Origin of the sequence: Streptomyces sp. NBC_00440, assembly GCF_036014215.1 — a bacterium.
In the GTDB taxonomy this organism is placed as follows: Bacteria; Actinomycetota; Actinomycetes; order Streptomycetales; family Streptomycetaceae; genus Streptomyces.
Genome location: NZ_CP107922.1, coordinates 90192 through 112909, shown reverse-complemented (window position 1 = coordinate 112909; position 22718 = coordinate 90192). Strand labels below are relative to the sequence as shown.

Sequence of the window (22718 nt, the reverse complement as noted above, 5' to 3'; positions counted from 1 at the left end):
CCTGGATCGACTCGGTATTCATCGGGCGCACCGTGGTGCGGCCCGCACGCGCAGGGACGGTCCCTAGCCCAAAACTCACCGCTCCGGTCCAGATGGGACGAGGCATCGCAAACCTCCACGCCAGGCCCCGAGACATCCAGCGTACGAACGATCGCTGGAGCAGCACCCGGGCGCTCCCGTGCGGCCGGGGCAGCCTCGCGGCTGCGGCCTCACGAGCCGTAGGCCCCACGGCACAGGGCTGCCACCTCGGCACTCGTCACCCCGGCGGCTTTCCGGCACAGCGGGCGCATGTTGTAGCGGGGCGGGGACTGGTGGCGTGTCTGCGGCCGCCGGTGTGGTGCGCTGCGGCGATAACGGCGGTAGGCCTTCTTGGGAGCGGGTGCAGGCCACAAGCGGTGGATGCGGGGCGCAGCGGGTACGTACGCCGTAGTTCGATGGCGGTGAACGTGGCCAGCTGACGGCACCCGGTGAGCCCCGTGAACATGCCGGTGGGGGCGCTTCTTCTTGGCCTTCGCATCCCTGGCATCCGCCGGCTTGTGGGTTGCGGCCTCGACGCGGGCGAGGGTGGAGCGGCCCTGTGGCTGGTGTACGTCCGGCTGTACCCGGGCAGTCAGCGGCGCCTCCGCGGCCGCCGGTGGGCGGTCCTGTCCGGCTGGGTGTGGGGCGGCCGGTACGGAGACGCACCCGGATGTCGCGAGCAGCGCGGCCAGGACAAGAAGGAGGGGACGGCGGGAAATCACCCGCCCACCGTGGCGTACGGGGCGCCGGCGCTGCTGGCGCCGCGCGTGATCACCACCGGACCGAGTGACCTTCCGACCACGTCCAGGTGATCATCCGGGATGCGCCGTGACCTGCGGGATCCGGTGAGGGTTGACCGCCCATGAACAAAATGATCAGTGCGGTCACGACCGCTGCCACCTTGGCCTGCGCTGTCCTTGCCTTCTCCGCGCCCAACGTTTCTGCCGTACCGGCCCGCGCTCAGCGGTGTGCCACCATCGAAGTCACCGGTCACGACGTGCCGGTGACGCGGGGTCAGAGCGGTCCGGTCGTACGGCGCCTGGCCCACGGGAAGCGCTACACGTCGTGTCTGATCGAGCGCGGGAACACCACCCTGCACGCCTGCGGCGGCACGTTCACCGACTACTACATTGTCCCTGCCGCCGGCGGCCGCGGGGGCATCATCCCCCTCAGCTGCGCCCGGGTGGTCTGACCCATCCCGCTCGCAGCGCGTCCGAGCTCCGCGTAGACATGACCGTGTGGACCTGACCCCTCCGTTCCAGCCGATGCTGGCCCGCCCCGTCGAGACGATGCCCGACGGTCGTGATCTTCAGCTCGATGCCAAGTGGGACGGCTTCCGGGTGATCGTGTTCGCCCGGTCCGGTGCGCCGTATCTCCAGGCCCGCAGGGGTTCGGATCTGGGTGCCGCCTTCCCCGAGATCACACGGGAGGTCGCTCTGCTCGCTGAGCGCGGCACCGTGGTACTTGACGCCGAGCTGGTCGTCCAGGAGGGCGGCCGACTGGACTTCGGATTGCTGCAGTCCCGGGCCCGGCGCCGGGGACGTGCAGCGGCAGAAGCAGCCCGGCACAATCCGGCTCACGTTGTCGTCTTCGACGTGCTGCAGATCGGCGACGAAGTGCTTCTCCAGCGTTCTCTGCGGGAACGCAGGGCACTTCTGAAAGACCTGTTCGCGCATCGGGCGCTCGGGCCGCCGTGGACACTGTGTCCCGCCACCACAGATCCCCAGCTGGCGCGCGAGTGGCTGAGTCCCGCCTGGGCCGCGGTCGGAGTGGAAGGCGCCACCCCAACTCCACGTTCGCGCCCTCCACCTGGCACGTCCCGGCCGTTCATTAGGCCAGTCGCCTGTCGGAATCAAAGTTGTCGTGTTGCTCCGGAGCGTCCTTGCGAGCTCCGGAGTTTATGTGTCGTAGGCCAGAAATAGCCTCGCCGGAACCAATGCTCCGTTGCGGGACGCGACTGATCCCCGGTGGTGGCCCACCTCCACCGGCCCAGCCAGAGGGGTACCGAAACCCGGACCGGGCGCCGTGTCCCAAAGCAGGGACGGCGCCCTGCTCTCACCATCGTCAGCGAGTCTCGGACGTGAGTGCGGTACGCAGCCGCTCATAGGTCGGGGCAAGCTGGCGCAGGAGGTCGGCCAGAGCCTGGTCCTCGCCCGTGACCAGCGGATGCTGAAGGCTGCCGACCAGCCGGGATTGCCCGGCCGCGACCGCCGCCGCACCGGAGAGCCCCAGCAACTCCAGGCAGTGTGCGGCGTCGGTGAGGCGGCGCGCGCCCACCCGAACGGCGAAGTGCGCCATGAACCCGCGCGTTCCCGCGTCGAGTCCGCCGTCTGCCTGGGCGGCCAAGGCTTCCACGCCGGCGGCCCCGCCGAGCGTTCCCGCTGGGACGGGCCGGTCGCCGCGGCCCGCCAGCCACCGCTGCGCATCGGGCAGAGACCGTCGCAGCGCCTCCTTTGATGTGACCTGTCGCTCCCGGACGAAGCCTGCGCGCATCACGTAGGGGGCGTCGATGTAGCCGATCGCCTTCGCCTCCCACGCAGCGAGGAAGTCCGCGACCGGCAGCGTTGCGTAAGGGTGGCCGTGTGGGTCGTGGAAAACCACCGTGCCGCCATCGATCTCCAGCACGACCACGAAGTGGTCGCCGCCGTCGGTACTGGGTGTGCCCGGTTGGTGGAGCAGCAGTCCCATGTCGACGGGGCCGACTAGGACGGGCCCCCGGGCGGACATATCGCGCAGTCGTTCCTCAGCCTCCTCGGCTGTACCGCCGGAAGTCCGCTCGCATTGGGCGCCGAGCAGGACGAGGGCCGCGTCCAGGCCCAGGTCCGGGTCCCAGCCGTAGGGGTCGAACAGCGGCAGGGTGCCGCCGATCAGCTCGAAGCCGAACGGCGAACCGGTCAGCACTTCGATCACCGCCGGGGGAGGGACCGTCTCGCCAAGCACCATGGCCAGGGAGTTGGCGTAGCAGTACGGGCCGGAGCCGATGTAGTGCGTCATTGTTGTCCTCTCTTCGGCCTGGTCAGACGGCGATGATGGGCTGCTGAAGCTCTGTCACCCATGCGGTGGTGTCGTCGGGGCAGTCCAGGGAGACCTCGCGGGCAAGCCCGATGGGGCGGTAACCGTGAGCGGCGATCCAGTGGGCGAGCGCGTGCGCGGTGGGCAGGACGCCGTCCATCGGCCCGTGGTGGATGATCGTGGCCGCCAGCGGAATGCCGGGCACCTCAACTATCGGGAGGCCACCTGCCTCTCCGGCCACCGGTATCCCGGCCCGCACAGTGATCGGGTCCTCGCCGGGTGCTTCCTCATAGCGGGCAAGGCCGGGGCCGACCGGGGTGGTGCCCGCGTCATCGAGTCGGCAGCACAGTTCGTCGAAGAGTGGGCCGACGACCGGCCCAATATCTTGTGGTTCGAAGCTCGCTGCGATGCCGGTCAGCTCGGCTACCCGGATCGGGGGAAGGGAGGTGACGACAATGTCGTCGGGAGGCATGGTGCCCTCGCTTTCGATCGTCCGGAGCCTTGTCTCGACCCGGGCCATTCGTGCCGCCGCCTCGGCGGCGGCAGATTCCAGCTCTGCCCGGCGCAGCCGCAGCATGCCGCGGAGCTCCTCGGTGCTGACGTCCTCGTCGAGGATCGCCCGGACCTGGTCCAGGGTGAACCCCAGGTCCTTGAGGGCGATGACGCGGTTGAGCCGGGCGAACTGGGTGGCCTGGTAATAGCGGTAGCCGCTGGACGGGTCGACGTGGGCCGGGCGCAGTAGCCCGACGGCGTCGTAATGGCGCAGCATGCGGACCGACACGCGGCCATGCCTGGCGAAGTCTCCGATGGTGAACATGACGCCTTCCAGTGCAGGCCCTGACACGGTGGGAGAGTCAAGCACAGGATCACGCGTCCACCCGTTGTCCTGCGCCGCTCTCGCCTCTGGCGCGGAGAGTCACCAGAGGAGGGAACAGCTTGTCACCGACGAGTTTCCGGTCGACGCGGTGCGGGGAGGCGGGTGACGTTCCCGGACTGCTCAAGTTCCTCTCGGGCTTGCATCAGTTCAAGGTCGAGCTCCGCAACGATCCGACGCGATGTCGCCGACCAGCGTGCTGCTGGGCCGCTATGACCAGCACGGCAAACTGCGGCTGGTCGCCCGCAGCACCCCCTTGCCTGCCGCGCTGCGCCGGGAGCTAGGCGTTGCCCTCGCAGCGGCGGGGCCTGATCACCCGTGGAGCGCCGTGAGGTTTTCTGCGGGCTGGGGGACACAGGCGGTGCTGGAGCACCGCTGCGTGCGCCCAGCGACCGTCGTTGAGTTCGAGGGGGACTCTGCAATTGACTCCGCCAGGTACCGGCATCCGGTGAGAATCCGGCGCGTGCGAGAAGACCTGACCGCCGACGAGGTGCGCGGCTTCGGCGGACAGTGAATCACTCGCACCGCGGCCACGCGGCAACCGCTGTTTCACGCCGATCGGCCTGTGGCCCGCCGCCCTTCACGCCCTGAGTGCCGGCGGTCGCCACTGCTACCGCGTGATCGATCGCCGCGCAGAGAACCGGGAGGTCCGTGGTGTAGTCCCCCCAGCCATGAAGATCAGCAGCCATCCGTACGGCACTCGCCACAGTGATCACCGCGGCCGTCTGTGCCGGGGTCGGTTGGTTCCCACCGAACGCGCCGTCGAAGAGGGCCCCGACCACGCCTACCTCCAGCTGGTCACGCAGCTCCGGTGGCACGCCACCGTACCCATCGGTGAACTCTCCGGTGGCCGGGTCGCGCTCGTCGCTGTCGTACGGGTCCAGGCGGCTAAGCGCCTGCTCGACCGCGTCGGCCAGGTCCAGGAGCGGGTTGGGCTGGCCCCGCATCCACTCCGGCCAGTTCCCTTTCTCGACAGCCAGCGCTCGCAGCCACGCTGCGGCCCGGATGCCGGTTGCCCGCGCGGCATCCAGCACGAATTGCTCCGAAGACAGCGAGGAGGAGACGCTCACGGGGTTCATGCGCGGATCAACGAGTGGCACCCCGAATCGGGCACTCCTCGCCTCCGGGCGGAAGGGGCGTCCCTCGCCAGCCGTCACTGGGAAGGCTGCGAGCCCGACATGGTGATCCTGTCCAAGGGACTGGGGGCCGGGTACACGGCCGTGGGCGCGGTGCTGGTGTCACCCGAGATCGCTCCGTGGATCCGGCACGCGGACGCCGACCCGCTGCCCGCGATGGGCACTATGGCCGCACACCCGCTGATGGCAGCCGCGTGCCTGGGCGTCCTCGATGAACTGGACGCGATCGACATGCCCGCCTTCACGGCGCGTGGGGAACGCCTGGGGGAGGCCATGAGGTCCTTGAACGGCGTCGGGCCGGTCAAGGACGTACGCGGGCTGGGCTTCCTCTACGGAGTGGAAGTCGTCCCTGGAAAGCTCTGGCACGTGATGAAGGCGATCGAGGAACGCGGGGTGTTTTTCTACCCGTTCACCGGAGCCGGAGCGCCCCAGAGCGAAGGGCTGGTCGTCGCGCCTCCGCTGATATCTACGGACGACGACATCGCGTTCCTGGTCAACGCCCTGTCCAATGCGCTGGATGCCGTCGGCTGAACCACTGGCCGCACCTCAGGCTGGTGCCCCGAACCTCTCTGCACCAGCTACTCGAACACCTCAACAATCCACCGGGCGAACCGACTTGGGTTCTGCTCGACAACCGATAGCGTCTGGGGCACGCCGAGTCCGGTGTGCCCCAGAAGACAAGGACGGCCTGAAATGCGCGTTTCTGTAATCGGCTGCGGTCACCTCGGGATCCCGCATGCTGCGGCGATGGCGGAGCTGGGCCATGAGGTCATCGGCGTTGACGTTGACCAGGCCCGGGTCGATCGACTCAGCGCCGGCGAGTGCCCCATTTACGAGATCGGCCTGCCGGAACTCCTTGCCCACCACACCCAGAGCGGACGTCTGCGCTTCACCACAGACATCCGCGAGGCTGCGGACTTCGCTGAGCTGCACTTCATCGGTGTCGGCACCCCCATCGATGCTGACGGCCGCTCCTACGACACCGCACAGGTCTTCGGCGCGATCCGCACGCTTGCCCCCCACCTCGACCGGGCGTGCACGATCGTCGGGAAGTCGACCGTCAGCGTGGGCACCACCAGCCAGGTCACTGCCCTCGTCCAGCGCCTGGCCCCCGCCGGCGAGCAGGTCGACGTCTGCTGGAATCCGGAGTTCCTGCGCGAAGGGCACGCGGTCGAAGACACTCTTTGCCCCGACCGACTCATCGCCGGACTCACCACCGCAGAGGCCGAGAAGGCGATCCGCGCGGTCTACGCCCCCATCCTCGACGCCGGTGTCCCGATCTTCGTCACCGACCCGCAGACCGCCGAGCTGGCCAAGGGCGCCGCGAACACCTTCCTCGGTCTCAAAATCTCGTACATCAACGCCGTCGCTGACATGTGCGAGGCCGCGGGCGGCGACGTCTCCCAGATCGTGGACATCCTGGGCATCGATCCCCGGATCGGCAGCGCCGGCATGAGGCCCGGCATCGGCTACGGCGGCGGCTGCCTCCCCAAGGACATCAGAGCCTTCACCGCCTCCGCGGGGCAGCTCGGCGCCAGCCAGGCCGCCACCCTGCTGCGCGCCGCCGAGGAGATCAACGAGAACCGCACTTACGTTGCCCTGGGCCTCATCACCCGCGCCCTGGGCGAACGCCCCATCAGGGGCACCCGGGTCACTGTGTGGGGCGCAGCGTTCAAGCCTGGCACGAACGACGTCCGTGAATCCCCGGCTCTCTCCCTTGCCCAGGCACTCCAGCAGGCTGGCGCCACCGTCACCATTCACGACCCTCAGGCGGTGGCCACCGCTATGGTCCGCAGCCCCGAGTTCGACTACACGGACGACCTGCCCACCTCCCTCGACGGCGCCGACGTCATCGTCCTGGCCACCGAGTGGCCCGAGTACCGGCAGGCAGACCCCCAGGCTCTCGGGAACCGCCCGGCCACCCCCCTGCTCGTCGACTGCCGCACCACCCTCGATCCCGAGCCGTGGCGCGCGGCGGGCTGGACCGTGCACCAGCTCGGACGCCCCGGGAAGTAGGGCCGGGCCGCGATGAACAACGGCAATGTTCTTCTCCGCCGCGCCGGCCACGCCGACGCACGCGCCGCGGCCGGTGTGTGGTTGCGCTCCTACGCCGCCGGCCTGCCGACCGTGCGCTGTGCGCACGACGAAGCTGAGGTGCAGGACTGGTTCTCCGGCGTTCTCGTGCCGCAGTACGAGACCTGGGTGGCCGTCACAGGGGACAGCGTGGTGGGGCTCCTGGTGCTCAACGGTGAGGAGCTGAAGCAGCTCTACCTCGAACCGCAATGGCGCGGACGGGGCCTCGGCGACCGGTTCATGCTCCTGGCCAAGTGGCAGCAGCCGGACGGCCTGTCGCTGTGGACGTTCCAGGTCAACGCGCCGGCCCAGCGCTTCTACCAGCGACATGGTTTCGAGGAGGTCGAGCGGACTGACGGGCAGCGCAACGACGAGCGCGAGCCGGACGTCCGCTACGTCTGGCAGCCGCATACATAGCGGCCGTTCCGCCGGGCTGGCTGACCGCCGGGCCTGCGGGGCTACGGTTACACAATGACAATTCTGATCGTCGGCGGCAGCGGCTTTCTGGGCTCTGAGCTGGTGCGGCAAGCGAGAACAGCCGGGCACAGGACAGTCGCCACGTACATGACCGAGCCGGGCACTGCCTCCGCAGATACGTGGCGCCCCCTCGATCTGCGGGACGCCGGACGCCTGGACGCCGTCATGGCCGAGACGGACCCGCACGTCGTCATCAACGCATCGAGCGGCCGGGCCGACTGGGCGATTACGGCAGAAGGGCCACTCCAGCTCGCGATCGTCGCGGCGAAGCGCGGAACCCGTATGGTCCACGTGTCCACCGACGCGGTGTTCTCCGGGGTCGGCCGAGTCCACTACGACGAGTCCTGCCTCCCAGATCCCATCAGCCCGTACGGTGCAGCCAAAGCCGCCGCAGAGACCGGAATTCTCGCGGTGCATCCGAAAGCGGTCGTCGCCCGCACATCGCTGATCATCGGCCACGGGCATTCCGTGCACGAGCGCCTGGCTCACCAACTCACCGCCGGCACGACCGAAGGCGCCCTGTTCACCGACGACATCCGCTGCCCCGTCCATGTCTCGGACCTCGCGGCCGCGCTGCTGGAACTGGCGTCGGGCGGCGCAGCAGGCATCCACCATCTCGCAGGGCCCGACGCCCTGAGCCGCCACGAACTCGGCGTCCTCATCGCCAAGCGTGACGGCCTCGACGCCACCCGGCTGCCCAAGGGGCTGCGCGCCGACAGTTCCGTTCCCGGAGCCCTCGACGTACGCCTCGACAGCCAGGTGACCCAGCGACAACTGCGCGCCACGCTGCGCGGCGCCAGGGAGTTCTGCGGCGAACCAGTTGACGATTGCCGGTGAGTGTGGCGCCTGTGGGACCCCAGACCTCATGTGATGACTGGCGATAGTAAATTCCGGGCGGCCGGCCACCCCCGCGCCATCCCCCGTCGGGGCAGGAAGTGACCACCAGGGGGCACGGGAGGCGCTTGCGGTCGCTAGGCGACTGCAGCGCGGGCCGGTCCCGAATGCTCGATCAGCGCCACGCATGTTGACCGGGACGACCACCCGCCGACGGATCGTCTACCCGGCGGTCGGCGCCCGACCTCATCGCTGGACCCGGACGCGGCTCCAGCGCTGGTGCATGCACGCAGCGCGGGCCATCGCGCAGGCGAGAGCTGGAGAGCATCGCCCGGGGGCCAGGCGGTGCGCCTGGCGCAGCCCGACCCGGACACCGTCCTCGGGCTCGTCTCCTGCCCGCGTCGAAGCAGCCGGTGAACGGCCGCCCCCGCGGCCGCCATGTGGGTGCCGCCGATCGGCTGCGGCACCCCGGCATGAAGAGCTGACGGCCGACGGCCAGGTCCACGTTGGCTACGCGCGCCTGCCCGGGGAGCCGTACTTCACCGACGCCCCCGCTGCAACCGATCTGCTCCTTCCCCTGCCTGTTCCTGAACCTGAAATTCGCGGAGCGGTCACTTTGGCCATTCCGAACGGAGACCAAGAGCCGGAGCTGGCCCAGGAGCGAGACACTCGACTCAGTCTTCGGGGGTGGACTCGGTGTGCCAGTTGTCCGGGGAGACTGCCTGCGGGGCAATGTCCTGATACTGGTTCCCCGGCACGGCCGTCGCGACATCCGAGGTGGACCAGGCGTGGTCCGAGCCAATGGAGGGTGCGGACGTGGCGGCGAGCGCACCACCGGCAAGCAGAGCCGTAACAGTCAAGGCCGCAATCTTGTTGCCCATGGTATGAATCCTCCCTGCTCGCCCGGACCGTCCGGCAAGATTCGACAACTCTGATGTAGGCGGATAAACAGATGCTCGACGCCTTATTGATGTTCCGGTCTCACGAACACTGGATCACCACAAGCGGAAAGACACCGCCAGGATGAGCATCCCCGCACCCCGAAGAACGCAGCTGCTGGACTGTGCCCCGGCGCAGATCGGGCCATGTGCGCGCTGCCGTGAAAACTGTTGCCGCTACGGCATTGACGAGGTCGACGGCGTACGGGTCATCTACTTCGTGACAGCCCTTCAGACGATCACGCGGTCATCGTCATTCCTTCTGGCGTGTGCGAGTCGCAGCGGTTCGTGCAGCGTGGCAGGAGCTTCGAAGCGGGAGGCCGCGGTCACACAAGGCGTCCGGCGTGCAGTCCCGGCAGCAGATCACGTGCTCCAAGTACAGGGTGTAGGCCGCCTGGGCCCGACAGGCGTAGCTACCGGGCACGTCCACAGGGCCGGGTGCGGCGTTCACGAAACCTGCCCTGTCGGGGCAGCAACGCCTGTGAGGACGTAGAGCGGACGCAGGCCGTGGTCTGCCGCGCACTGCCTATGTGCGTACACGCTGCGGGCCGGGCCCCTGGCGGAGGGCGCTATGCGTACACAGACGTCCGCACCCGGCTCGGGGCAATAGGTGCAGTCCGGTTGCCGGTTGTCCCTGCCTGTGTCGTCTGTCATCGCGCACACCCCGAGTCGCCGTGGATCAGGTCTCTGACCAGCGTGACCGCCAGGGGAAGCGGTAGTGCTCACAGATCTGTGAGCACGGTGAGCGTGGTCTACAGGCCGACCCAGGCGGCCAGGTGGGACAGCGTGTCAGGGGTACGGCGGGAGATATGGACGAGGCCGCTGATGGTTTCGCGGGCGCCCGGGTGGTACCTGGTCTGTTCGGGTGCTGCCTTGCGGGCTGTGATCAGCGAAGCTCAGTGCGGCCTCTGCGTGACCGGTCTCCATCTCGATGCGGGCCTTGTCGATGAGGAAGTGAGACCGCCGGGAGGTCGCCAGCCCTGAGGGGAGGCTGATCTGCCGGGCTTGGGTGAGGGCGTCGTCGTACTCGCGCATTTCGACTGCTGCCGACATCTTGTGCATGGCGACGTTCGTCGGCCCGAAGGACAGCCAGTGAATGTTCGATGCGTCGCCGACGCGCTGCGCGAGCGCGGTGGCTTCGCCGATGTGCCGCTCGACGGCATCCGAGTCTTCCGCTCGCGCTGCGATGACGGATGCCCCGAGGTGAAGTTGGCCAGTGACCGCAAGGGACTCGCGTGTCGACTTGGCTTGGCTGACTGCGGTGTGTCCTGCGGCGATAAGGCGCTGGCCGATGCGGTATTCGCCCTCGCGGAAGTAGACGAGCGCGCGCATGTACTGGCGCACGGCGGCCAGGCAGGGGTCTGATGCCCTCTGGGCGGCCCAGTCCATGCGGTCGAGGGCCACGGCGGACAAGTCGTAGTATCCGAGCTTCACGGACACGTCGTGGGCGGTCCGGTAAACCGAGGCGAGAGCTTGCCACAGTTCGGTGGTCGGCGCCCGGTGCGCTGCAGTGGTCAGTTCGCTGATTACACCGGGCAGACCTCGTGCCGCATTGCGCAGGTGAGTCGCCCGGACCATCTCGCAGAGGGCGTTGGCCGCAGTGATGAGCTCGCTATTCGAGCGGACGGCCATGTCCGGGTCAGCGCCGAGGTCGTAGAGGTCAAGTGATTCCCGGATGGGCATGACCAGTTCGGCCAGTCGGTCCTGCTGGAGTTCGGTCACGTAGGGCTGTCCTGTCAGGGCGGTGACGTCGATCCTCAGAGCGCGCGAGACCGCTGCGACGAAGTCTGTGCTGGCGGGGCGCGCGCCGCACTCGACCTGGTTGAGGAGGCTGTAGGAGTAGGGGATTCGGTCGGCCAGCTCGCGCTGGGTGAGCCTAGCGAGTTTCCTCTGCTCCCTGATGCGGGCACCCGTGTGGTCGTCGTCCAGTGTGGGCATACTGGTCTCCGTTCCTGACTCGTCATCTGGAACGGTACCCGCGCGTCCGCGTGCTGGACTCTGCGTCGCCCCCGAACCCATCCGGTTCGGGGGCGATTGCTTGTGATCCACTGAGCGACATGACCTCACGGACCCTGTACCTGTTCGGCTCCGCAGCCCCACCGGTGTTCGATGTCGCCCGTGTCATGGAGGATGCTCAGGCCCGCAGCTGGGACGTGTGCCTGGGGTTGACGCCGAGCGCAGCCCGCTGGCTCGACAACAGCCTGGACGGCCTGACAGCGCTGAGCGGCCACCCAGTGCGCTCCGAATACAAGCTACCCGGTGAGCCCGACGTGTGGCCGAAGGCAGACGTCATCCTGGTAGCACCAGCCACGTTCAACACGATCAACGAGTGGGCGCTCGGGCTGAGCAGCAAATTCGTCGTAGGAGTCGCAGCGGAAAGCATCGGGAGGGGGATTCCACTGGTCACGATGCCGTGCGTAAACGCGGCTTACGTGCAGCATCCGGCATTCGCTACCTCGGTGGAGACGCTCGCTGGGGCGGGGGTGACGGTGCTGTATGGGAAGGGCGGCTTCGTACCGAACGAGCCCGGCGAGAAGCGTCCTTTCCCGTGGGCAGTTGCACTCGACGCGGTAGAAACGATTGTCAGTTCGGGGCCATGACATGCATGGCCTCCTCCGGCCCCTCCCCCTGTCGCGCCGCGCTCTCTCGCAGACCTGGACCGGGCCATCCGCGCGCCTGCGTGGACATGCAGGCCTGCGTTGACGAGCCGGCGAGGACCATGTAGCAGCTGCTCGTTGAGTGGGCGGCAGCGATACAGGGCGAATTCCGACCTGCCGCTTAGCGATCCGGCCGTGGCTACGGACATTCCTGATGAACTGAGTGTGGCGCCTGACGCCACAGCAGCAGGCTGCCCTGGTACCGCCTCGTCGGGGCCGGTTCACCTACGCCGCCTAACCCAGGAATATCGGCCTGCCTGGGCTGGCAGACGCGGACTTCGACCTGCACAACGGCTCGCAGCAGGCAGCCTCGCAACTGAGTCCCCGGCCATACTTGGGCCTCTGCTTCAGTCCCTCGGTAAAGCTGCAGCTCAGAGCCCTTGTTCCTATTCAGTGGCGGGACTGAAGGGACTGAAGGGACCAAATCTTCCAGTTCTGTTCATCACGGGTGCGTGCGTATGCGCACGCACGTAACAGAGGTACATCCTCATGAGCCGTTCATAACTGGGGTTTTCGGTCCCTTCAGTCCCTGATTTTCGTGCTAAGACCTTCTGACCTGCGCTTTTATGGCAGGGACTGAAGAGGGACCAAAGTGCGGTGAGTCTTTCGGTCCCTACCTCCTGCAACACTCCCCGAGCCCCGACACGCCCGGCCCCTGATGCCACCAGCAAAACCTGTCAGGCCCCTGCGCGGCCCAACTCCCATGAGGGCCACAGGGACTGAAGGGACTCAACTTGGCAAACGACTCCACCAGCGCCGAAGCAGCTGTTGTACGCTCTGGACTGATTGGAAATCTCAGTCCCTTCGGTCCCTCATCTTGCAGTAGCAGGCCTGTGAACTGGTCTTTTGTCGCAGGGACCGAATGAGGAGTTAGCCCCCCGACAAGGACGATCAGCGTGGCGCGTCAGCATGAGACCAGTGGCCCCCAGCTGGCGGGAACCACCAGTCCCTACGACAGCGCTTACTGGTGTGCAGCTAACGGCTGGCCCGTCCACCCCCTGGCCCCTGGCCGTAAAACCCCCGCGGGGAACTGCCCGACGTGCCGAGACGAGCCCCACAGCCCATCGGACTGCCCCTGCATCCCCGCTGGACTCTGGTGTCACAGCTTTCACGCCGCGACCACGAAACCGGACCTTCTCAAGACTTGGTGGGGCAAGCACCCCACACTCGGCGTCGGCGTTTCTTGCGGCCCGGCCGGCCTCGTCGTCCTCGACATCGACGCACACAGCGCTGAAGTCCCCCACCGCGACCGGCTCCTCCCCGGCATTCCCATCCATGAGAGTGTCAACCTGACAGGTCTTGGTTCTGGGTTCGACACCCTCGCTCTGCTGGCAGCGCTTCGCGGACAGAACAATCCGGCAGACGATGCCACCACCTTGCGCGTACGGACTCCGTCCGGTGGCCTGCACGTCTGGTACCGCACACCGTCAGAGGGACCCCGCTACCGCTCCTCGGTCGGATCCAGCCCCAAAGTCGCCCTCGCCTGGCAGGTCGACGTCCGCTCCACCGGCGGCTACATCGTCACCCCCGGAACACGCACGCCCGCCGGGACGTACACGCCAGTCGGCCCAGCACGGCTCCCGGCAGCTCTCCCCGACTGGCTGGCAACAGAGCTCCAGCGCACCGGCCACTCAGTGAACAAGCAGCCCGCGCATGTCCCGATGCCCCGCCCCGGAGCAACCCGACCAACCGGGCAACGCGCCAACCGGCTCCTGGAGCCGCTCCTTGCCGAGGTCGAAGCATGCGCGGCAGCCCCAGAAGGAACAGCGTTCACCGAAAAACTGAACCGCGCCGCATACACCGCCGGTGGTCTCATCGCCGCCGGTCACCTGACCGAGGACCTAGCCAGAGACCTGCTCACCACCGCGGCCGACGCCGCACGTCCGAACCGCAGCCGACACAGCCTCACCGTCATCGCCTCTGCCCTGTCCGCCGGCGCAGCCCGGCCGCTTCACCTAAAGGGACGCCCATGAGCAGCGCCGACATCCCACGCTTCAACGCCACTGCCGCGGCGCAGCAGATGCTCGCTCTCGAATTTCAGGCGGACTTGCCCAGCCTGCCCGCACAGCAGATCGCCTCAGCGGTGCAAGGGCCGCCCCTCCCGGCGGGTCAGCTCCCAGGGCTGCTCACCGACCGCGGTAACGCGAAGCTGTTCGCGGTGATGTTCGGTGACCAGTTTCGTCATGTCGAGGGACTTGGCTGGTACCACTGGGATCAGTACCGGTGGAAACGGACTGGCGGGGAAAAGGCTGCTGTCTGGGCAGCGGGTGACCTCGCTGAGCAAATGCCGTCCACGGACCCCAGCGGCCAGTTCAGTGACCGTGACCTTGCTTCCCACCGGCGGCGTTCAATGTCGACCCCCGGCATCAAGGCGATGCTCACTCAGGCCAAGGCGTCCCCGGCACTGGCTTTGGATCCTGATGTTCTGGACGGGGACCCCTACGCGTTGTGCACTCCTGCGGGGGTAGTTGATCTGCACACCGGGAACCTCCACAAGCCGGATCCCGAAGCGGACATGCACTCCCGTGCCACCAGCGTCGCTCCTGAAATGATGCCCACCCCCCGCTGGCACCGGTTCCTCCACGACACCTTCGGTGAGGACGCCAAAGGCGAGGAGACCATCAACTTCCTCCACCTGCTCCTTGGCTACTCTGTCACGGGGGACGTCGGAGCCCAGGTCCTGCCGTTCCTCTACGGCACCGGCGCCAACGGCAAGTCCGTCCTGCTGGACGTCATGACGCAGATCCTCGGCGACTACGCCCAGGCGGCCCCGCCCGGCTTCCTCATGGAGAAGGGCAAGTTCTCCGAGCACTCCACCGAGCTCACCGAGCTTCACGGCCGGCGCATCGTCGTCTGCTCCGAACTCAAGCCGAACGACAAGTTCGACGAATCCAGGGTCAAGCTTCTCACTGGCGGCGACCGCATCATGGCCCGCCGCATGCGCCAGGACTTCTTCAGCTTCAACCCCACCCACAAGCTCTGGCTACTCGGCAACCACCGCCCCGAAGTCGGCACCGGCGGCCACGCCTTCTGGCGACGGATCCGACTGATCCCTTTCGAACGCGTCGTGCCTGCCTCCCGCAAGATCGACAACCTTGCCAAGGAGCTCGTCCAGAGCGAAGGCCCTGGCATTCTGCAGTGGCTCATCGAAGGCGCCAAGCGCTACCTCGACACCCGAGACCCGCTGGCCGGACCCGCAACCGTCCGTACCGCAACCGCCGCCTACGCCACCACCGAAGACCACATCGGCCGCTTCCTCACCGAGTGCTGCACCACCGACCACCCCGATCGCGCGACAGGCGACCTCCGTGTAGAGCAAGGCCTGCTCTACACGACCTACAGCAGCTGGTGCAGCGCTGGGGAAGGGATCCGACCCGCAACCGCCCGTGCCTTCGCCACCCGGGTCCGCCAAGAACTCTCTCTCGCGTCTCCCGCCGACATGATGAAATCCAGCGGCAAAAAGTACTACCCCGGCCTCGGGCTGCTCACAGATGACGAACCCCACAGCGACCATGACTGACTCTCGCGCCCTGGGCGCCCCCCTTGCCGCCGCTTACCATGGAGCCGGTGCCGCCACCCGGGATCGTGCTCACCACACCCATCCCGGCCCCCAAGAGGCTGGCCACAATGAAAAGGGGCTGCAGCCATGAGCTCGCTGCTGAACGAGAGCGACCTCCGCCACGAGAACGCCGTGGTGTGGCTGGAGGACCCCGATGACCTCGACTACGTACGCCAGGCCCTCGATAAGACGCCCCGCCGCCGGGGCAAGCCCCGCTACGAACGCGACGGCCGCATGATCGGCTACACCGAACTCGACACCCACGCAGAATCCGACCCCGACAGCGGCCTCCACCTCCGCAGGGTCTTCTTCCTCCTCCCGCACGACCGCGACACCAACCCCGACGGCCCCTACCACGAAGGCGCCCCCGGAGAAGCCGTCGACCCCGCCACAATCGAGCCCCGCCGAGTCGGCGACAAAACCCCACGCTCCCAGCGTGGCCCCGCCGCGATAGCAACCACCAGCTGAGAGCAACTGCGGGAGCGCGCCCTGATTTCAGCTTTCGGGTGACACAGCGAGGTTGTGGCGCATCTGAGCTCTCATGGCCCGAAGCATGTCCCATTCAACGTCAACTGGACAGGCCCCCGCCTTGAGCGCAGCGACGGAACCGCAATGCATTTCGAGGGCAGCCAACTGTTCCCTGACGATCAACAACCCTCGTGATCAATAGAACTAGGCTCTGGGAGTGCTGTCGGCTCGACTCATTTCCGGCCAAGATCGTCCTGCCCAATGACGGCGGGCAGCCCCTGTTCCTGGCGAACCTCGTCCAGAACGCTGAGTACCGTCTCCAAGCTTGCTGCTGAGAGGCCGGCGGCGCGCAGTGCCACCTTTCGTATCCCCGCATTCTCGAGGCCGCTCAACACATCGATCTGCATCTGGGCTTGGTCACCGACGTTGTCGTCCAACCGCGGTGGCTCTGGAACCTGGGTTCCGAAGCTCCGTTCCTGGGCGGCCAGTAACTCTGCCGTGCTTGTTCCGTAGGCCTCAGCGAGCAGTGGAACTAGTGACTTTGACAGCCGGCGCTTGCCGCCCTCGGCCTTGCGTACGGGACTGGGGCTGAGGGTCTTGGTGATCGAGCTCGTGTCTTTTTGGCTATATCCGGCGTCAGCACGCAAGTCTACGAGGTCTGGCGAACCTAGCCGGGGGAACAGCCCGTCAAGGGGCTGACCTACAAGCTGAGCTAGGCGGGGCAACCTCTCGGGGGGCGGCGTAGTGTCTCCGCTTTCCCAGCGTGTGACCGCAGGTTCCAGGACACCTACGTCCTGGGCGATAGCCGCCTGCGTGAGGTCAGCTGCCCGGCGCGCGGCACGAAACCGGCGGCCGTCGAAGACGCGTGCGGGCATGGTCTACTCCTGCGCTCGATCGAGTTCAGCCAATATATATGAGGTACTTGATCGGGTCTCCGGGAGGATATAACTTTCTTCAAGTGACCCTCATGGTGCGAAGTGACTGCCCGGCCCACCCGCAAGCGACGCGGGCTCATGCCGTTGCTCCATGTCACCCCCTACGGGTCAAGGATCCCATGTTGGATCTTCCTATCGAAGGCGGCAACGCGCCAATGGCGCGTTGTAGGCCTGAGCCGTGTTGGCCGCACAGACCGCTGTATACCCCTAAGAGGGCCCCGCTGCACTTGCTGATGACGCGAGTGTCCCTGCAGTTGACGGCAGCCGCACCCGACCTCACCCACGTCGACTTCGGGCTTGCTGCCTATCGGCTGTCTAACGTCAAAGGACGCGTGCGTCGCGGAAGTCGATTTCACCTCAACAAGGGCCGGTGCCAAATGACGAATGACAAGATCACCGGCACGGTCAGGGGCCACCCGGAAGCCACCGGCCCTGCCTCCTTGACCGATCACGCCCGTGCCGATCTTCTCGTGATGAACATGCTCCTTGCCGGAATGTCGCAGCTTGCGATCCGGCTGCGCACGCTCTTCAGCTGGGCGCACGTCAACCGACTGGCGAACCTGGTTGCCGACGAGGAAGCTAGGGGACTCAAGCCTTGCGCTGTCCCACGTGACTGTCGGCAAACCTGGCCAGCACGCGTCCCAAACGTGAGGCCCCACCAGGACACCCTGTCGTACCCCGCAAGAGCGGGGGCCCGGGCCAGATAGAAGGCGGAGTCGCGGCCCGCCAAACGTACCGCCCCGGGGAAGTTACCCACCCCCCCCGACGGGCCTGCCTTTGAGGCAGCGCAGCACCCTGGTCCGCATCTGAAAGCCCCAACCCATGCCGTCTTAGGCGGCTGAATCAGGCCCATAGCAGTGCTCTTTGCCGCGGGTCTACTTCGCGCTACCCGGAAACGGATCCTCTTGCCCACTACCAAGGCCCTACGCGCTTTTGCGGTCGATCTCCCGCAACCCGTGCCTGCCACTCACCAATGGATTTCTACGACCGCCAGCCGTATCGCTCCTGATGGCTACTCCTGGATGCAAGCCGTCTGCTGGGCGTACCACTGCGACTCCTACCAGCCTAGGCGTCGGCATGGGCCCCAACTGGTCGGGGAGACCACACTGCGCGTCGCGAGGGAACTTGCTCGCCTTTCGCCCTGCCGTCCTGGAGTTGACTACCTCGTCCGCGTGCTGAAGGTGTCCAAACGGACCGTCCAGTACCACCTGGGGATTCTACGCGAAACCGGCCTACTCGCTTATCGCGTCAAAGGCACACGATTAGCCGGGGAAGGCGGCCGCGCCAGCGAGTTCGTCTGGACCATTCCGGCATCCTTCGACGCCGCCCTCCATCTCGTCACGCGACCTTGCGACCGGTACATCCGGGCCCTGCAAGGCATAGCCGAGGAGGGGCGAAGGCTGATGAAGCAGCTCGCCAAGATGGCCCGAAACATCATGCGGCGTTCTCCCCGCAGTCGCTCCGGCAACTCCTCCAACAAGTGCCTCTCCCGCAAGACTCGTTGCACCCCAATGGGGGGAGGTTCAAATAGTTCTTCCACTGCGGGTGTTACTCCTTCCCCCCCTGAGACACAGCTCGCTCGTGGGACCAGCCCGACCCTCACCCCGAGCAGGCCCAGGGGCTGCCGCCCGCTCAACACCGTAGGACGCCGATACCAGCTGGCGCGTGAGCTGACTCAGCAGGTTGACTGGCTCCGAAGCAGTTCGATCCCCCGCATTGCCTGGGTTACCCGCGAGGTCGCCGACGCTGGGTGGACCACCCAAGAAGTACGCGCCTGGTTGCATCTTCGAGGAGAAACCACCCATATACGGCGAGCCACTGGGTTCCTGGCCGTCCTGCTCCGCCATGCCGTGACGACCCTCGACACGCCTACTAAGCGCTCTACCGTCGTTGCGCGCTGGCGTGACGCAGTCGAGACCGCCCGTCGTACTCGCATCCGTCAGGAACGCGCACGCGCCGAGCACTACAACTGCGGCTGGCAGGCCCCTCAGAGCATGGTTGTCCGCCGCATGGTAGCCCACGCCTTCAGACCGAAAACTGAGCCCCAGCAGAAGGTGGCGGCGCTGCCTCCTCTCGGAGGACCACAGAACCTCACCGAAGAGGAACTAAAGGGCATGCGTGAAACTGCGAAATCCGAGTACATGCAGGGCGAAACCGCCCTCGTCACTTGTGCCGTCGATGCATTCGGATGCCACGTCGCAGAGGCGATGTACGGCCGCGAACTGGTTCAGCGCACACTGCAGCTCTCTCGTCGCAGTTCTCTCATGTCCCTGACCCACAGATAGGAGACCGAGATGACCACAGAGATGGACACTCCACCGGAGCACCCCCGAGTAGACCTTGCCCGTGTGACCTTGCGCGCCGCGCAGGAAGCCGCACGTCGAAACGGCGGCGTCACGGAATCCCGCACCCCACAGAGCCAGCTCCGGCATTTGCGGCACTCCGTAGACGGGCGAGAGCCGACGGGCTTCGGCTCCATCCTCGAATGCCTCATCGACGACCGAGCCTGGACAGCACCGATCGCCGGCGGGAACGCGGCGCGCCTCTGGCCCACCATCGCCGGAAAACAACTCGCGTCCCACGTACGAGTCGTAGGCTTCCGTACGGGCCATCAGGAGCTTGTCGTGGAGGCGGACTCCCCGGCATGGCTCACGCAGCTGCGGCTGGAAAGGCCGACGTTGTTGCAGCGCTTCAGAGAAGCCCTCGACTCCGACGTCGTACTCGACATCGTGCGCATCAGCTCCGACCGTACCGTCACTGTTCCTCCTGCACTCGACATCGAAGCCACGGAGCCTAAGGCACCGATCATCACGCAGGAGAACTCATCGGCGGGCTACCGACGCGCTCGGGAGGCGTACCTGGCAACTCGCGCGGCATCGATCGAAGGGGGTAGTAGCAGAACAGCACTTGCCTAATACGCCAGCTGTAGACCACGATCATGCTTGGGTGGCGGCTTGACCGCTACACCTTGAGGCGGACCAGTGCCAGGTCGAGGAGGCGGTCGGCCCTGCCGTCTTCGGCGAGATGCCCGCGGAAGACGGCGAGCATGCTGTGGTGGAAGCCGGTATCGTCCAGCTCCAAGGCCGTGACGTACATGAAATCGATGCGGCAGCGGACTGCCTCCGCTGCCTGTCGGTCCGATATGCCCAGCAGGAACTGCAGAACACAGACGGTGGCCAGTTTGGGCTGGCGAGAGCCCAGGGTGTCCGTCACCCGGGTACCAGCCCGCGAAGTCCTTGTCACAGCACAACCCGTCTAGCCGGCCTCTCACCCACATCACTGTTGCATGAACTGTAAATCGGTCGGCGTAACTCCCGATCATGGAAGATGCATCGATGACCAGCGACAACTGACCGAGGCCGAGTCCATCGAGCCGTCTGAGACAGCGTCGGCGAAGTCTGTGGACGACAGGCTGATCGACGAGCTCGTGGGCCGTGCTCAGACCGAGGGCCTGCAGCTGACTACGGCGCCGACGTATCCCGCCAGACCATCTCCCTGATCACCAACAAGGGCCTCGACGTCATGCCGCATGCGTCTACATGGTCATCATGTCCTTGGACCCCACCGGCAAGGGCCAGGCCCGCTGGACCATGCGCTGGAAGACCACGCTGAGCGGCTTCGGCATTACCTTCGACGGCCGCCTCTCCGCAACCAGTCAGTAACTCCAACAACCTCAGTTACACCGTTCGTTGGACTGGCCCCTCCGGTGCAGTCGTCGGGACCTACCACACCGGCCGCTTCACCAAGGTGCCCCGGCTCGCGAAACTCCTGCGTGTGCCCACCCCCGCCGACCGCGGTCCCCTACAGCCGGGGCGGCCCGGCACCCCGGCACCCCGGCGCCTGCGCCCGTCGCCCCGGACACCCCCAGCGCGGACATCGGCATCGGATACGCGCGCTGCTCGACCCTCACCCACGAACTCCGGACACAGCTCGACCCGCTCGCCGCCAAGCACATCTCCCGGAACAAGATCTTCTCGGAGAAGATCAGCGCCCGGGTTCGGGTCCGCCCCCATTTCGAGGCAGCCCTCACCACCACCTGGGAGATCAAGGCTCACGCCCCGCACTGCCGAGTGATCTTCAACGTCTACGAGATGAAGCGCCTCGGACACGACGCCGCCGAGCTGACAGCGCCTCACCGACCACGACCTGGTCCTGGAAATGCCCGCTGGCCCCCTCCAGGGGATGTACGATCCCAGCGGCTCGGGACGCCTCCTGTTCGGATTCTTCGCCACGATGGCCGAGACCGAACGCGAGAACATCCGCGAAGCCACCCTCGAAGGACTCGACACCGCGCCCGCAAGGCAACCACGGCGGCCGGCCTCTGGTCATAACCGACGACATGCTGCACACTGTGCTCCGCCGCCGCGCCAACGCCGAGACCGTCGAGGACATCCAGCCCGACCTGTTCATCCCCACCGGCCGCCCGCAAAGGACAGAGCCCCGGCCTCTCCAACATCTACCGGGCCTACCGGGCGCTCGCCGAGCACGAAAAGACTCAGGCGTACCCGGAGGCGTCGAAACGGTGCACGCCGACTTCGCCGCCCTCCAGCAACGCGACCGCAACCCCGTTTAGTTGTTCAGCGCTACATGTCCGTTCGCCGTAGCTATGCGAGAATAGGGCCCTCAAGCAGGCGTTGTTGAGGCTGGTTGCATACTGTCGGCGAATTCTCGGACTGTGCGTGACTTAAGGGCCCTATAGAGTCGATACAGCTGGCGAACTTCCGGGAGCGTGACGGCATCGTTAACCTGCACCTCGACCAGCAGGAGTTCACCGAGGTCACGATACAGCTTGGGGGAATGAGCTAGGGCCTGTCGGCGGGTCACTTCCAACCAACAGGCGGTGGCAACCGTGCGCTCCCGGTCATCGCAGTCGTCCTTGGTGGCATGTACAGACGCCTGATCGAGCAGTTCAGGTGACGCCCAACTAGCAGACAGGTAGGTTGTGCTATCTCGAATATCGACTACTCGTTGATGCAGTTGCTCCCACGAGTTGCGGAGGTTGAAGATATCCTCGATCTGTGACCGGCTTGGAGTGATCATAAGTTCCGGAGTTGCCTGCCGCAGAAGGACCCAGAGTCGATAGAGAAGCTGCCTACAGTACCAGGAAATGGCAGACCTAATCAGTGGCTCGATTGCGGCGAGGGAACAGCCCAAGGCGACGAGAATGAACCGTGAGTCGGAGAGCCAGAAACAGATCAAGCGTAGCACGGGTATCGGTGGACCGAAATACTCGATACCGCGGAATGCTTGGTATGGTATTTCCGCGGTAGTGCCAAAGGCAATGGCCATCAGGCTTGCTCGCAGGACAGGGCTGAGCACGGCGGTCCTCTGTCGCCAAAATACGATGCCAGCACCTGCTGCGGTAATCGTACCGAAAGTGAGCCAGGAGGCTGCGTACGGTATCCACCAGCCGTTGGCTCGGGTTCCGAAACGATCAGTAGCAGGGGCGAGAGAGAAAAAGGCCACTGCGAGTATGGTCATGATGGCTGCGAAGGTTACGGGTGCCCGGCGTACCCATGCGGGCGTGGGGCCCTCGGATTGTTGCAACGACACCGCGAGCCACCACACACATGCGAAGTCGCAGGTCGCCAGCAAGGAGACCACTAACTCGCTTGCCTTCGCTATTCCGGTCGTGGCGTCGATCCAGTTTGCGATCGGCTCTTGTATCGATACCGTTCCGAGCGCCATGACCGCTAGTACCACCCACAGTGGGCGCTGCTTCTTATGTCGTATAGCG

The 22718-nt window shown here is 66.3% G+C and carries 21 protein-coding genes and 3 pseudogenes; 15 read left to right on the top strand and 9 right to left on the bottom strand.

From position 1 onward, the window contains the following. Positions 1-536 precede the first annotated feature (536 nt). The 3 genes from OHB13_RS37855 (at position 537) to OHB13_RS37845 (ending at position 1940) form a co-directional block, all read left to right on the top strand. Positions 537-830 carry a hypothetical protein gene (locus OHB13_RS37855; RefSeq protein WP_328380574.1) on the top strand — a complete coding sequence of 98 codons (294 nt, stop codon included), beginning with the start codon at positions 537-539 and terminating at the stop codon, positions 828-830. Between the two features lie 50 nt (positions 831-880). Continuing rightward, the gene (locus OHB13_RS37850) at positions 881-1210 is read left to right on the top strand and encodes a hypothetical protein (RefSeq protein WP_328380573.1); all 330 of its coding nucleotides are present in this window, start codon (positions 881-883) and stop codon (positions 1208-1210) included. Positions 1211-1283: 73 nt separating this feature from the next. Continuing rightward, positions 1284-1940, top strand: coding sequence for an ATP-dependent DNA ligase (locus OHB13_RS37845; protein WP_328380790.1), 657 nt, complete (start codon positions 1284-1286; stop codon positions 1938-1940). 142 nt (positions 1941-2082) lie between these two features. Here OHB13_RS37845 and OHB13_RS37840 read toward each other — a convergent pair whose 3' ends face one another. Further along, positions 2083-3012, bottom strand: a complete 930-nt coding sequence (locus OHB13_RS37840; protein WP_328380572.1) for a hypothetical protein — start codon at positions 3010-3012, stop codon at positions 2083-2085. Between the two features lie 22 nt (positions 3013-3034). Next, positions 3035-3847 carry a MerR family transcriptional regulator gene (locus OHB13_RS37835; protein WP_328380571.1) on the bottom strand — a complete coding sequence of 271 codons (813 nt, stop codon included), beginning with the start codon at positions 3845-3847 and terminating at the stop codon, positions 3035-3037. 238 nt (positions 3848-4085) lie between these two features. On the opposite strand from OHB13_RS37835, the gene OHB13_RS37830 reads away from it, so the two are divergent. Further along, the gene (locus tag OHB13_RS37830) at positions 4086-4418 is read left to right on the top strand and encodes a hypothetical protein (protein ID WP_328380570.1); all 333 of its coding nucleotides are present in this window, start codon (positions 4086-4088) and stop codon (positions 4416-4418) included. A 1-nt stretch (position 4419) separates the two neighbouring features. Here OHB13_RS37830 and OHB13_RS37825 read toward each other — a convergent pair whose 3' ends face one another. Further along, on the bottom strand, positions 4420-4983 hold the full coding sequence (locus OHB13_RS37825; protein ID WP_328380802.1) for a hypothetical protein: 564 nt from the start codon (positions 4981-4983) through the stop codon (positions 4420-4422). On the opposite strand from OHB13_RS37825, the gene OHB13_RS37820 reads away from it, so the two are divergent. From OHB13_RS37820 to OHB13_RS37805, 4 genes are all read left to right on the top strand, one after another. Next, positions 4942-5571, top strand: coding sequence for an aminotransferase class III-fold pyridoxal phosphate-dependent enzyme (locus OHB13_RS37820; RefSeq protein ID WP_328380569.1), 630 nt, complete (start codon positions 4942-4944; stop codon positions 5569-5571). The genes OHB13_RS37825 and OHB13_RS37820 overlap by 42 nt on opposite strands. A 162-nt stretch (positions 5572-5733) precedes the next feature. Next, entirely contained in the window at positions 5734-7056 is a 1323-nt protein-coding gene (locus OHB13_RS37815) for a UDP-glucose dehydrogenase family protein (RefSeq protein ID WP_328380568.1), read from the top strand. Positions 7057-7068: 12 nt separating this feature from the next. Continuing rightward, the gene (locus tag OHB13_RS37810) at positions 7069-7530 is read left to right on the top strand and encodes a GNAT family N-acetyltransferase (RefSeq protein ID WP_328380567.1); all 462 of its coding nucleotides are present in this window, start codon (positions 7069-7071) and stop codon (positions 7528-7530) included. A 54-nt stretch (positions 7531-7584) separates the two neighbouring features. Continuing rightward, positions 7585-8427: an SDR family oxidoreductase gene (locus OHB13_RS37805; protein WP_328380566.1), complete on the top strand. Its 843-nt coding sequence runs from the start codon at positions 7585-7587 to the stop codon at positions 8425-8427. Between the two features lie 671 nt (positions 8428-9098). Here the strand turns inward: OHB13_RS37805 and OHB13_RS37800 are convergent. Continuing rightward, positions 9099-9305, bottom strand: coding sequence for a hypothetical protein (locus OHB13_RS37800; RefSeq protein WP_328380565.1), 207 nt, complete (start codon positions 9303-9305; stop codon positions 9099-9101). Positions 9306-10114: 809 nt separating this feature from the next. Further along, positions 10115-11300, bottom strand: a pseudogene (locus OHB13_RS37795) (helix-turn-helix domain-containing protein). Positions 11301-11419: 119 nt separating this feature from the next. On the opposite strand from OHB13_RS37795, the gene OHB13_RS37790 reads away from it, so the two are divergent. The 4 genes from OHB13_RS37790 (at position 11420) to OHB13_RS37775 (ending at position 16046) form a co-directional block, all read left to right on the top strand. Beyond that, positions 11420-11962 carry a flavoprotein gene (locus tag OHB13_RS37790; protein ID WP_328380564.1) on the top strand — a complete coding sequence of 181 codons (543 nt, stop codon included), beginning with the start codon at positions 11420-11422 and terminating at the stop codon, positions 11960-11962. 986 nt (positions 11963-12948) lie between these two features. Next, the gene (locus tag OHB13_RS37785) at positions 12949-13992 is read left to right on the top strand and encodes a bifunctional DNA primase/polymerase (protein ID WP_328380788.1); all 1044 of its coding nucleotides are present in this window, start codon (positions 12949-12951) and stop codon (positions 13990-13992) included. Then, on the top strand, positions 13989-15539 hold the full coding sequence (locus tag OHB13_RS37780) for a DNA primase family protein (RefSeq protein WP_328380563.1): 1551 nt from the start codon (positions 13989-13991) through the stop codon (positions 15537-15539). The genes OHB13_RS37785 and OHB13_RS37780 overlap by 4 nt, the downstream gene beginning before the upstream one ends. 126 nt (positions 15540-15665) lie before the next feature. Continuing rightward, a complete protein-coding gene (locus OHB13_RS37775) occupies positions 15666-16046 on the top strand; it encodes a DUF6009 family protein (RefSeq protein ID WP_328335925.1) in 381 nt (126 codons plus the stop codon). Positions 16047-16279: 233 nt separating this feature from the next. On the opposite strand, the gene OHB13_RS37770 is transcribed toward OHB13_RS37775, so the two are convergent. Together OHB13_RS37770 and OHB13_RS38875 are read right to left on the bottom strand one after the other, a co-directional pair. Then, a complete protein-coding gene (locus OHB13_RS37770) occupies positions 16280-16483 on the bottom strand; it encodes a hypothetical protein (protein WP_328380562.1) in 204 nt (67 codons plus the stop codon). 258 nt (positions 16484-16741) lie between these two features. Further along, positions 16742-16921: pseudogene (locus OHB13_RS38875) on the bottom strand (helix-turn-helix domain-containing protein); the annotation flags it as partial. A 2354-nt stretch (positions 16922-19275) separates the two neighbouring features. On the opposite strand from OHB13_RS38875, the gene OHB13_RS37765 reads away from it, so the two are divergent. Continuing rightward, on the top strand, positions 19276-19896 hold the full coding sequence (locus OHB13_RS37765) for a DUF721 domain-containing protein (RefSeq protein ID WP_328380561.1): 621 nt from the start codon (positions 19276-19278) through the stop codon (positions 19894-19896). 46 nt (positions 19897-19942) lie between these two features. Here the strand turns inward: OHB13_RS37765 and OHB13_RS37760 are convergent, their stop codons facing one another. Continuing rightward, on the bottom strand, positions 19943-20194 hold the full coding sequence (locus OHB13_RS37760) for a transposase (protein ID WP_328380560.1): 252 nt from the start codon (positions 20192-20194) through the stop codon (positions 19943-19945). Positions 20195-20511: 317 nt separating this feature from the next. Between OHB13_RS37760 and OHB13_RS37755 the strand changes: the two are divergent. Next, a pseudogene (locus OHB13_RS37755) lies at positions 20512-20643 on the top strand (IS256 family transposase); the annotation flags it as partial. A 27-nt stretch (positions 20644-20670) separates the two neighbouring features. Further along, entirely contained in the window at positions 20671-21312 is a 642-nt protein-coding gene (locus OHB13_RS37750) for a recombinase family protein (RefSeq protein WP_328380559.1), read from the top strand. Between the two features lie 292 nt (positions 21313-21604). Here OHB13_RS37750 and OHB13_RS37745 read toward each other — a convergent pair whose 3' ends face one another. Then, on the bottom strand, positions 21605-22669 hold the full coding sequence (locus OHB13_RS37745; RefSeq protein ID WP_328380558.1) for a DUF6545 domain-containing protein: 1065 nt from the start codon (positions 22667-22669) through the stop codon (positions 21605-21607). Positions 22670-22718 lie beyond the last annotated feature (49 nt).

Bases quoted from the DNA above. Each gene is read 5' to 3' on its own strand.
- OHB13_RS37850 (WP_328380573.1), top strand. From the start codon at position 881: ATGAACAAAATGATCAGTGCGGTCACGACCGCTGCCACCTTGGCCTGC.
- OHB13_RS37845 (WP_328380790.1), top strand. From the start codon at position 1,284: ATGCTGGCCCGCCCCGTCGAGACGATGCCCGACGGTCGTGATCTTCAG.
- OHB13_RS37840 (WP_328380572.1), bottom strand. From the start codon at position 3,012: ATGACGCACTACATCGGCTCCGGCCCGTACTGCTACGCCAACTCCCTG.
- OHB13_RS37835 (WP_328380571.1), bottom strand. From the start codon at position 3,847: ATGTTCACCATCGGAGACTTCGCCAGGCATGGCCGCGTGTCGGTCCGC.
- OHB13_RS37830 (WP_328380570.1), top strand. From the start codon at position 4,086: ATGTCGCCGACCAGCGTGCTGCTGGGCCGCTATGACCAGCACGGCAAA.
- OHB13_RS37825 (WP_328380802.1), bottom strand. From the start codon at position 4,983: ATGAACCCCGTGAGCGTCTCCTCCTCGCTGTCTTCGGAGCAATTCGTG.
- OHB13_RS37815 (WP_328380568.1), top strand. From the start codon at position 5,734: ATGCGCGTTTCTGTAATCGGCTGCGGTCACCTCGGGATCCCGCATGCT.
- OHB13_RS37810 (WP_328380567.1), top strand. From the start codon at position 7,069: ATGAACAACGGCAATGTTCTTCTCCGCCGCGCCGGCCACGCCGACGCA.
- OHB13_RS37805 (WP_328380566.1), top strand. From the start codon at position 7,585: ATGACAATTCTGATCGTCGGCGGCAGCGGCTTTCTGGGCTCTGAGCTG.
- OHB13_RS37800 (WP_328380565.1), bottom strand. From the start codon at position 9,305: ATGGGCAACAAGATTGCGGCCTTGACTGTTACGGCTCTGCTTGCCGGT.
- OHB13_RS37790 (WP_328380564.1), top strand. From the start codon at position 11,420: ATGACCTCACGGACCCTGTACCTGTTCGGCTCCGCAGCCCCACCGGTG.
- OHB13_RS37780 (WP_328380563.1), top strand. From the start codon at position 13,989: ATGAGCAGCGCCGACATCCCACGCTTCAACGCCACTGCCGCGGCGCAG.
- OHB13_RS37775 (WP_328335925.1), top strand. From the start codon at position 15,666: ATGAGCTCGCTGCTGAACGAGAGCGACCTCCGCCACGAGAACGCCGTG.
- OHB13_RS37765 (WP_328380561.1), top strand. From the start codon at position 19,276: ATGACCACAGAGATGGACACTCCACCGGAGCACCCCCGAGTAGACCTT.
- OHB13_RS37745 (WP_328380558.1), bottom strand. From the start codon at position 22,669: ATGGCGCTCGGAACGGTATCGATACAAGAGCCGATCGCAAACTGGATC.